Genomic DNA, 10,797 nt, shown 5'->3' on the forward strand with positions numbered 1-10,797 from the left:
GCGATGTGCTCCTTGGCATAGGCTACATAGGGAAGGCTTGTCATGGTGGAGAGCAGAACACCGTCCGCAATCTGTCCGGCGATATGCAGGGCTTTGGGTCCCTTAACACCCAGATAGACTGGCAGGTCTTTGCGGTAGGGGACGAAATCCAGCTCTACATCCCCGGTTTTGAAGATTTCTCCGTCGAATTTCACATGGCCCTTGCCGATGAGTTCTTTAATAATCATAGCACACTCTTTGGTGGATTGGATCGGTTTTTTAAAGGGGATGCCCGCCATATCCTCCATCCAGCGCTTGTTGGAGCCGCCAAGGCCCAGGATGATGCGGCCTTTGGAAATGGCGTCCAGGGAAGCGCTCTCCATGGCGGAGAGAACCGGATGGCGGGTAAAGGGATTGATGACGCCGATGCCGATCTGGATTTTGGAGGTCTGCACCGCGCAGGCCGCCGCTGTGGAGAAAGCGCCGCCATAGAAATAGTCCTCCGCAATCCAAACAGAAGCAAAATCATTGTCCTCAGAAGCTTTGACCAGTTTCATAACGGTGTCGCAGTCGTGACCGCCGTAAAATCCGAAGCCTAAATTATAGGGGTTCGCCATAATAGATTACTCCTTTCTCTATTTCATTTCATAGCCGTAATTTTCTTTCAACGCTTTGGCAAGCTCCTCAAAGGTGGGCTGAATGGTGGGCACTGCCGGCAGATGCTCCGCCGTGGTGGCGGGGTCTTTCAGCCCGGTAGAGGTGATCACCGCGACTACTTTGTCATTGGGCCCTATCTTTCCAGCCTGGGCCAGCTTCTCAATGGCCACCAAGGAGGTAACCGAAGCAGCCTCACCATAAATCCCTTCTTCCCGGGCCAGCCGCAGCTGCATGGCCATGGTCTCCTCATCAGAGCTGGTCTCGGCGTAGCCTTTCGATTCCTTCAGCGCGGCATAGCCTTGGTAGGTACCCTGGGGTCCGGCGATGGAGAAGGAGATAGACCACTCGGAGGGGACTACTACCGGCCCATCGGCGTTTTCTTTCAGGGACTGTTTCAGGGAACCGAAGACTTCTGAAGCGATCATCTTTGTCTTTTTCTCAGAAACACCGATGGTCTGTAGGTCCTTAACCCCTTTCCAGACGCCGTAAAGGCCGTCGGAATAAGCGGAGGGAACGGCGATAAACTCAGGCAGATCCCCCAGCTGCTCATACAGTTCAAAAGCAATGGTCTTATATCCGTCGATGCCAAAACAGTTGCTGCCAATGGGCGGAGACATATAGCCGCTGAGGGGATACCAGCCTTTCTCCTTAACACAGGCCTTCATGATAGTCCAGCGGTCGATGGGCTGGGGCGTCACCATGACATAGGCTCCAAAGGACTGCATGAGTGTTTTCATGGTTGTGGGGACCTGGGGCAGGGTAAAGATGACGCAGGGCTTATCCGCCGCCGCGCTGTAAGCCGCCGTGGCCGCACCGTGGTTTCCGGTGGAGGAAACGGTGACCACCGGCCGTTTTTCCTGGACAGCCCGGGTCACTGCCACGCTGCACAGCCGGTCTTTATAGGACCAGGTGGGATTGACCGACTCATTTTTCAGATAGAGGTGATTGAGCCCCATGCTTCTGCCCAATTTCTTTAGGTGGAGCAAGGGAGTGTCCCCTTCCCCCAAGGTGACAGGCTCTGTCTCGGGCGCGATGGGAAGAAATTCACGGTGTTTCCACAGCCCCTTTCCCTTGGCGGAGAGGAACGTCTCCTTGGCTTTGGCTTTATCGCCAAAGTCATAGACGGTTGTAAAATTCACATTGATGCCCTTGGCTCCGCAGACAGGGCAGGCGTCGAAAGCCTCCTCCAAGGTGCCTTCATAGCCGCATTTGATGCATTGAATTCCCTGATAATAACTCATAGCTTACTATTCCTCCTACAGGCTCAGTTTGATCAGTTTCCGGGAGGACTTGGTTAAATACCGGGCACTGTCTTTCTCTACGGCCACCGTATCCTCTACCTGGACACCGCCCCAGCCGATTTCATAGTAGGGAGTCTCCACATTCAGGGTCATCCCTTCCTGGAGGACGGTCTTATCTCCAGGTGCCACAGACGGTGGATCATAGACCTCAATGCCAATGCCATGCCCGCAGTGATGACGCTGATAGTGGCGCATCTTCTCCTGGGTTGTGCGCAGGGCAATCTGGAAGATTTCTTCCGCCGTCACGCCGGGACGGATGGCGTCAATGGCCTTTTCCTCCCCCTCCAAGATGGCGGCATAATAATCTTCCGCCTTTTGATTATTGCCCACAACAACAGTCCGGGCAATATCGGAACGATAGCTTTCATAGATACAGCCCAGGTCAAAACGGATCACGCTGCCATCCTTGACTACCTGGGTCCTAGTGTTGATGGTATCAGAATAGGCCGCCCGCTCATCAATGGTGATGACGCAGAAGAAGGGTAGAGCCCCTCTTTTTCCACAGCCCTCGGCAAAAAGCCGCGCGATTTCGTATTCGCTCATTCCCAGTTTGATTTGATCGATAGCCTCATACATGGCATCTTCCGCAATATTGGCACTGCGCTGGATCAGGGCAATCTCATCCGGATGCTTAATTAGCCGGATCTGGGAGAAAATCCCCGCCGCCGGGATAAGCTCGTGATGGGGCAGCTCCTGCTCCAGCCATTTCCAGGCGGTAATGGGGGTCCGGCTTTCATCCAAGCCGATCCGGCCGCCGGTAGGGCACGCCGCCAAAATCGCTGATTTCAGCGCTTCGATAGCGGAAGGATAACGGTACTGAATGGCTTTTTGCAGCTTCTCCCCCAAGGGGCCAATCCCCTGGTCGCAGTAAGAGAATTGGAATCCTCCCACAGCCAGAATCTCATCTACCTGGCCCGCCTCCAGCAGGGTGGGGACATCAGAAGCGGATGTGACGATGGTTTTTTTGTCCTCCGCCAGGTTATACACCAAATAGGACTGGGTTTTGCTCAGAATCTGCTGCCCTACATTGTCAAAGCCGCAAAGATAATAGATATTCTCCGGCAAAGAGGCCACCAACAGGTCCAAGCTGTTTTTTTTCATTTGGGAACGGGTCCGTTCCCTTTTAAACACAAGCAAACTGCTCATAGGCTTTCCTCCGCGCCGCCGCACCCGGCATAATTTCTCCATGTGCGGTAGATTCAAAAAGGGATTCTATAAAAATGCGGCCGAACTTAGCCGGCCGCATGATTTGCCAGCGGCAGGGTGATGTACCACACACCGGCAATATTGATCATTTGAAGTTTGGCATAACCTCTTCCGAGAACAGCTGCATATCCTCGATGAAAGAATCGACGGTATTTGCGGCAAACAGCATGGCGGAGCAGGTGGTCACGCCGGCTTCTTTATATTTCTGGATCTGCTCGGAAATTTCATCCGGTGTGCCGATCAGGTTTCGCTCCATATAGTTGCTGGCGTCCTGATCCTTTAAGGTAGATTTCTTCAGGCTCACCAGGTGTTTATAGAGCTGGGAGCTTTCAAACTTCTTGCAGGCTTCCTCTTTAGTCCGTGCAATAGAGATAGAAAGCTGAGGCGCAATGTCGATATCCTTGATGTCCCGGCCTTCAGCCTCGCACAGTCTGGCGATATCCTCTACGCCAGCCTTAATTTCACCAGGGGTCAGTACGGCGGGCAGCCAGCCGGTGCCATATTTCGCAACCCTTCTACGGCCGTTGGGGTTGTTTCCACCGATGTAGAAGGGGAAGGGATCCTGAACCGGCTTAGGATAGGACTGTACCCCTTGCAGGTCAAAATATTTGCCCTTCATGGTTACCCGTTCCTCTTTAAACAGGCGAGCAACCATCTCCAAAGACTCGTCCAGCATCTCGCCCCGGTTGACACCCTGGGCGGCCGCGCCTTCCATAGCCTCGAACTCTTCGCGGTATGCGCCGATGCCTACACCAATGATGGTGCGCCCACCGGAGAGCTGATCCAGAGTGGCCAGTTCTTTCGCGATGATAGCAGGATTGCGGAAGGGGAACACCAACAGGGCGGTAGCTACCTTCAAAGTCGTGGTGTTTTCCGCAATGGCAGCCAGGGTGATCAGGGGAGCGTAGTAGTTGGGGGCGCAGCCGAATTCCTCGCTGACATAATGCTGGGTGGAAACATGGTCATTGCCCCACACAGAATCAAAGCCCAACTTCTCTGCCGCTTTGGCCATTTTAATATTGTCCCGCACATGGGCGAAGGGGATGGGGTACATAAGCCCCTCGGTGCCGGTAGGGATACCAATACCAAATTTCATAAGAACCTTCCTTTCACCGGCCCGCGCCGGTTATTGAGATTTTTAAGAAAGACACACCGGGCGGACAAACTCCTGCCCGGTGTGCGACAGCAAATCTAAATTATTTCCCAGAAGTTTCTTCTGCAACCGCCATGGTGAAGGTTTCACCCTTGGTGCTCTCTTTGTTCTTAAAGATGAGTCCGATAATGGCATAGATAACGATAGCGGAAAGCAGACCGATAATAGCCGGAATGGTCACGTTGGAAACCTTAGCAATGACAACGGCCAGGATCCAGGACACAAAGGCGGTCCAACGGAAGCCAGAGGGCATAAAGACTTTCTTCTTATCCCGATGGATAATCCAGAAGTGGGCGATAATAATACCGGCAAAGGGAGGCATAACGGTGCCGATAAAGTTGAGCCATACCACAAACTTGGAAGCCAGGCCCAGCATAGCGACTGCAACCGCAATCAGGATAGAGATGACGGTCCAAACAGGCTTGCTTACCTTAATGTGAACCATTTCACTGAGGTTTGTAAACGCCAGAGCCGAGGAGTAAAGGTTGCTGTTGGTGGTGGTCCACAGGGCCAGGGCTAGGATGATAATGCCGGGGATGATCAGGCCCAGGATGGTCATGGTCTGGACAAAATCGCCAGTACCGGTGGCAACAGAGGACAGGACTGCCACGGCCTCATAAAGTCCGGAACCCAGGATATAACCTGCGAAAGCGCCCAGGATAACATGGGAGGCCTTTTTGCAGTAACGGGTAACGTCGGAAACCAGGGCGGCGCCGGTAACCCAGGTGGCGATGGCCGCGCCCATAGCGGTGGAGAAGGAGATGGGCTCCTCAGGCTGGATGCTGAAGATAGCGCCTAAACCGCCGCCATGCATTATAGTACAGATGAACAGGACAATCAAAAGGATCCACAGAGCCGGGCTGGCAATGGTGCCAACGATAGACAATCCCTTAAATCCAAAGAGTGCGGCCGCGCCAACCAGGATAGCAAACACAATGACCGCAATCCAAGACGGGATCTCTGGCACCAGAGAATGGAGCGCGTCGCCAAAAGAGTTGAGCAGGACGCCGATGAATCCCATAGAAAGAATACCCATGAGCAGGGATGAAATAATCGAACCTTTCTTACCAAAAACAATACGGCCAATAGAATAGGTGGTCAGACCAGTGCGATAACCGATGAGGCCGACGAAAACGGCAATAAGCATCAGTACCAGGTTGCCGGCGAAAACAGCCAGGATGCCGTTTCCTGCCGTACTGCCGGATCCGATGGTACCGCCGGTCATAAAGGCGCTCAGGGAAATACACCAGCCGATCCAGACGGTGGCGGTGGCGATCAGGCTCCGGCGTTTGTCCTTGGGGACAGTATCCAGAGAGTAATCGTCCTGAATGTCATTCTGGATGTCGCTCGTTTGTTTCTTAACTTCTTTGACTTCGTTTGTACTCAATGTTCTCCCTCCAGTTGAAAAAATAAATTTGTATCTCATTGCCTCGCCTCTAAAGCCCAATAAGAAGGCTTTATCATTACCTGCTGTAGGCAAAATGCGGGGCAAATTAGCCTTGATAAGCCACCAATTCAATCTCAACCATAGCGGCTTTAGGTAAAGCTGCTACCTGGAAAGCAGCTCTAGCCGGCAGAATAGCGCCATTAAAGTACTGGGCGTAAATCTCATTGACAGTGGCAAAATCTCCCATATCAGCCAGAAGCACTGTAGTCTTAACCACATTGTCGAAACTCATGCCAGCCTCTTCCAAAATTGCCTTCAAGTTTTTGAACACCTGATGGGCCTGGGCCTGGATGCCGCCTTCCACAACAGCGCCTGTCTTGGGATCAATAGGCACCTGACCGGAAACATAAAGGAAATCTCCCGCCCTCACCGCTTGGGAATAAGGGCCAATAGCGTCTGGTGCATTTTTAGTACAAATTTCTTTTTTCATGGGAACAGCTCCTTACCTGTTTGAAATTCAAATCTCCTTCAGGTAACGGTAAACGGTCTGCTCGGATACATCCAGCGCTTGGGCGACTTCACCTACTGCGCCTTTGAGTAAAAACGCTCCTTTACCCTGGAGAGTTGCGACAACTTGTTTTTTCTCCTCAATGGTCATGCGGGAAGCGTCCACCGCATAATCCCCCATGGCAGTCTGGACCATTTGGGAGAGCATTTCTTCAAAGGAAGACGCAAAACTTTCTCTCTGCTCCTGATCCTCCCCATCTTGTATAGCAGTTGTACCCGAAAACATCAACATTCCATCCAATTGCTGACGAACCCGCAGGTAGGGCGAGATATCGATGTTGATACAAAACATGCCGATCAAATTTTTATCTTCATCTTTTATAAAATAGGTGGACGAACGGAAAATTCTTCCGTCTTCTTTCATCTTTCCGGTGTAATTGGTGATGTAATCTCGGTGTTCATATTCTTTACCATGGATCAGCACCAAGGCAAAGTCGGTAATCGTTCCTCCTAGTTTTCTTCCCGTTAGGGTGTGATCGCTCAAAGCGATGATAGATTTTTCCAGGTGACGGATATCGTGGAGCACTACCTCCGCATTTTCTCCAAACACCTTTCCTATAAATTTGACAAAGGGGATGTACATTTGCAAAATGTCATCTGCTGTCATTATGTCTTTCCTCCCGATTTTATTAGGGCAGGCCGGCCCTGATTATGTGCAACGAGATAGAAAACTTGTGCCGCCGGCTTATGGAGGAATTATACTCCTATGGATTTAATAAAAAATTATTATCTCAATAAATTATTATTATAATACCTGGTTGCACACAGTATGTCAATAGACAAAACAGCCTATTTTTTATTAAAATCTCGTCGTTATGTCCAATTTTCTCCTGCTGGAATATCATTTCCTTGTATTTTTTCAAAGTCCCTACCCTGTGGTGAGAATTTTTTCTCACCACAGGGTATTAAAAAAGGCGGTACGATTTGTACCGCCTTTTTTGCCAGAAACCGGCTTATTTGTTCAGGTTTTCTTCCAGAACCGCCAGCTGATGACGGAGTTCCTCCGGCAGTTTGTCGCCGAATTTTCCATAGAACTCATGGATGCCCTTAGCTTCCTCTTTCCAGAGGTCGACGTCAACATCCAGCAGGCCCTTGATGGTATCCAGATCCAGATCCAGGCCGTCGATGTCGATATCCTCGGGCTTGGGCTCGTAGCCGATGGGGGTCTCTACTGCGTCAGCTTTGCCTTCGCAGCGGTTGAGGATCCACAGCAGGACACGCATGTTGTCGCCAAAGCCCGGCCAGATGAAGTGACCTTCGTCATCGGTGCGGAACCAGTTGACGTTGAAGATCTTGGGAGCTTTGTCGCCCAGTTTCTTGCCCATGTCGATCCAGTGCTGCCAGTAATCGCCCATATGGTAGCCGCAGAAGGGCAGCATAGCCATGGGGTCATGACGAACAACACCTACAGCGCCGGTTGCGGCTGCAGTTGTCTCAGAAGCCATGATGGAGCCCACAAAGACACCGTGGTTCCAATCGCGGGACTGGTAAACCAGGGGAGCAGTCTTTGCACGGCGGCCGCCGAATACGATAGCAGAAACAGGAACGCCTTTGGGATTGTTGAATTCTTTGCTGATGCAGGGGCAGTTTCTCGCCGGAGCGGTGAAACGGCTGTTGGGATGAGCGCCCTTGGAGCCGTCGGTGCAATCCCACTTCTCGCCCTTCCAGTTAATGGCGTTCTTCGGCGGGTTCTTGTCCAGACCCTCCCACCAAACAGTGTTGTCATCCAGGTTGTGGACAACGTTGGTGAAGATGGTGTCGCTTCTGGTGGTTGCCAGAGCGTTGGGGTTAGATTTCTCGTTGGTGCCAGGTGCAACACCGAAGAAGCCGTTCTCCGGGTTGATGGCCCACAGGCGGCCGTCAGCACCGATGCGCATCCAGGCGATGTCATCGCCGACGCACCAAACTTTGTAGCCCAGATCCTGATATTTCTTGGGAGGAATGAGCATAGCCAGGTTGGTCTTACCGCAAGCAGAGGGGAATGCAGCTGTGATGTATTTGATTTCGCCCTGGGGATTCTCAATGCCCAGGATGAGCATATGCTCTGCCATCCAGCCTTCCTTCCAGCCCTGGTAGGAAGCAATTCTCAGTGCGAAGCACTTCTTGCCCAGCAGCACGTTGCCGCCGTAACCAGAGTTGACGGACCAAATGGTGTTGTCCTCGGGGAAGTGGACAATGTATCTGTTTTCTTCGTCCAGCTGTGCCTTGGAATGGAGGCCGCGGACAAAGTCGTTGGACTCATCACCCAGGTGTTTGAAAGCGTCGACGCCCATTCTGGTCATAATGTCCATGTTGAGTACAACGTAAATGGAGTCGGTCAGCTCAACGCCTACCTTGGACAGCTCGGAACCGATGGGGCCCATGCAGTAGGGGATGACATACATGGTACGGCCTTTCATGCTGCCGTCAAAAAGTTTTCTCAGTTTGGGATACATGACCTTCGGGTCTTCCCAGTTGTTGGTGGGACCTGCATTTTCTTTTTCTCTGGAGCAGATGAAGGTTCTTCCCTCCACCCGGGCCACGTCGTTGATCGCTGTTCTGTGCAGCAGGCAGCCGGGCAGCTTCTCTTCGTTAAGCCGCTCCATTTCGCCGGTGGCAATCGCCTGATCCCGCAGCTCGCTGAGCTGCTCCTCGCTTCCGTCCAACCAGACGATCTTGTCCGGTTTTGTCAGGGCCGCCATCTCGTCGACCCAGTCAAGAACATTCTTGTTTTTTGTAAGCATTGTCCTATCTCCTTTCGCCGATTGCTTTGGCAATCGGATATAAGCAAAAGTTCCACAAGTACCATTATAAACGGTATGTCCAGGGTTTTCAAGAAAATATTGTTACATTCTTATCAAATTTTCAAAACCGAAACAAATTATACCCCTTTCACCCCAGAAATCTGGTCAATTGGTAGGCTGGCACAGGCATTTAACGCCATATCCGCCACATGTCCGGCCAGAAATTCATGATAAGCCTGGGCCCCCACCATGACCGCATTGTCGGTGCAGTAAACGGGGGAGGGGACGGTCAGGGTATAGCCCCTGTCGTCGCACTGCTTTTGCAGATATTCCCGAAGGCCGGAGTTGGCGCTGACGCCTCCTGCCAGAACAATCCGGCGGTAGCCCAGTTCCTGGGCCGCCAGCAGCAGCCGGCCGGAGAGAATCTCCACCACCGCCTTCTGGAAGGAGGCGGCCAGGTCATCCCGGTTGTACCCTTCCCCTTTCTGGGCGCAGTTGTGGATCAGGTTAATCACCGCTGTTTTCAGCCCCGAAAAGCTAAAGTCATAAGGGCTTCCCTCCACCTTAGGGTGGGGGAGTTTGTAGGCGTCAGGGTTTCCCACCTTGGACGCTTTATCAATATAGATGCCTCCGGGATAGGGGAATCCCATGGCCCGGGCCGCCTTGTCAAAGGCTTCTCCCGCCGCGTCGTCCCGGGTCCGGCCCACAATCCGGAAATCGGTATAATCCCGCACCTCGATAATATGGCTGTGCCCTCCCGAGGCCACCAGGCAGAGGAAAGGGGGGACAAGATCCGGATGTTCGATATAGTTGGCGGCAATGTGGCTGCGGATATGGTGGACGGGGATAAGAGGCTTTCCCGAGCCAAGACAGAGCCCTTTGGCATAGTTTACCCCCACCAGCAGCGCGCCGATGAGCCCTGGATAAGCGGTGACAGCCACAGCGTCCACCCCGTCCAGGGGAAGGCCTGCCTCTGAAAGGGCGGAGGTGACCACCCCGTCAATGGCCTCACAGTGCCGGCGGGATGCAATCTCCGGCACCACGCCGCCGTAAATTTTGTGCTCCTCCACCTGGGACGCGATGATAGAAGAAAGGACCTTCCTTCCGTCTTCCACCACAGCGGCGGCGGTCTCGTCGCAGGAGCTTTCAATGGCTAATATCTTCAAAGGTTTCCCTTCCTTTCTTCATTGAGCTGGCGTGAGGAACTCGGCTCCATGCACCTGTTCGGGAAATGCCCGGTCGTGCCAATAATCCTTGGTCATAATCAGGGCGTCCTCTTTTGGCTTCTGGTAATAGCCAGGCCGAAAGCCTACCTGGACAAAACCCAGCTGCTCGTACAGGGCAATGGCCCCGGCATTGGAGGCACGAACCTCCAGCGTCACCAGGCGCAGATGGTTTTCTTCCGCAAATTGAAGCAGCGTCTCCATGAGGGCACGGCCAATCCCCCTTCTCCGGCAGGAGGGATACACCGCCACGTTGGTGACATACCCTTCCCCCACAATGTTGTGCATCCCCGCATAGCCGGCTACCCGGCCTTTGGGATCCAGCGCCACATAAAAAGCCGCCAAGGGGTTGGTCAGCTCATATCGCAGCCCATTTTCATGCCATGGGGTGGAAAAGCACTCCCTTTCCAGCCGGGCCACCTCTTTGATGTGGGAGCCTTCCATCTTTACAATCCGGATTCCTTCTACAGCTTCCATACCATTTCCGTCCTTTATTCCCAATTGTATTGTTAGCTTCGGCGGGCGGCAATTCGCGCCCTAAATTTTATTTGCGACACCGCCGCGGCCCACATAAGCTTGTTGCGATTGACACAAAAACGCG

10 protein-coding genes are annotated in these 10,797 nt (G+C 52.7%); all 10 read right to left on the minus strand.

All coding sequences use genetic code 11. The features are described 5' to 3' along the window. Window positions 1–596: LLM class flavin-dependent oxidoreductase (locus tag ACZ25G_RS09740; protein ID WP_463682316.1), on the minus strand; the 596-nt coding region annotated here is incomplete at its 3' end. Between the two features lie 18 nt (window positions 597–614). After that, window positions 615–1,877 (minus strand): threonine synthase, encoded by a 1,263-nt coding sequence (locus ACZ25G_RS09745; RefSeq protein ID WP_463682317.1) that lies wholly within the window; start codon window positions 1,875–1,877, stop codon window positions 615–617. A 15-nt stretch (window positions 1,878–1,892) separates the two neighbouring features. Then, window positions 1,893–3,083, minus strand: a complete 1,191-nt coding sequence (locus ACZ25G_RS09750) for a M24 family metallopeptidase (RefSeq protein WP_463682318.1) — start codon at window positions 3,081–3,083, stop codon at window positions 1,893–1,895. A 145-nt stretch (window positions 3,084–3,228) separates the two neighbouring features. After that, the gene (locus tag ACZ25G_RS09755) at window positions 3,229–4,239 is read right to left on the minus strand and encodes an LLM class flavin-dependent oxidoreductase (RefSeq protein ID WP_191481346.1); all 1,011 of its coding nucleotides are present in this window, start codon (window positions 4,237–4,239) and stop codon (window positions 3,229–3,231) included. Window positions 4,240–4,339: 100 nt separating this feature from the next. Then, window positions 4,340–5,683 carry a cytosine permease gene (locus tag ACZ25G_RS09760; RefSeq protein WP_191509331.1) on the minus strand — a complete coding sequence of 448 codons (1,344 nt, stop codon included), beginning with the start codon at window positions 5,681–5,683 and terminating at the stop codon, window positions 4,340–4,342. 106 nt (window positions 5,684–5,789) lie between these two features. Beyond that, window positions 5,790–6,173, minus strand: coding sequence for a Rid family detoxifying hydrolase (locus tag ACZ25G_RS09765; protein ID WP_191481344.1), 384 nt, complete (start codon window positions 6,171–6,173; stop codon window positions 5,790–5,792). A 27-nt stretch (window positions 6,174–6,200) separates the two neighbouring features. Beyond that, window positions 6,201–6,857 (minus strand): helix-turn-helix transcriptional regulator, encoded by a 657-nt coding sequence (locus tag ACZ25G_RS09770; RefSeq protein ID WP_463682319.1) that lies wholly within the window; start codon window positions 6,855–6,857, stop codon window positions 6,201–6,203. Between the two features lie 346 nt (window positions 6,858–7,203). Next, window positions 7,204–8,973, minus strand: a complete 1,770-nt coding sequence (locus ACZ25G_RS09775) for a phosphoenolpyruvate carboxykinase (GTP) (protein WP_463682320.1) — start codon at window positions 8,971–8,973, stop codon at window positions 7,204–7,206. 137 nt (window positions 8,974–9,110) lie between these two features. Beyond that, window positions 9,111–10,139, minus strand: coding sequence for a tRNA (adenosine(37)-N6)-threonylcarbamoyltransferase complex transferase subunit TsaD (gene tsaD / locus ACZ25G_RS09780; protein ID WP_463682321.1), 1,029 nt, complete (start codon window positions 10,137–10,139; stop codon window positions 9,111–9,113). Window positions 10,140–10,157: 18 nt separating this feature from the next. Next, window positions 10,158–10,673, minus strand: a complete 516-nt coding sequence (gene rimI / locus ACZ25G_RS09785; protein ID WP_463682322.1) for a ribosomal protein S18-alanine N-acetyltransferase — start codon at window positions 10,671–10,673, stop codon at window positions 10,158–10,160. Window positions 10,674–10,797 lie beyond the last annotated feature (124 nt).

It is taken from the genome of Zongyangia sp., assembly GCF_965361945.1.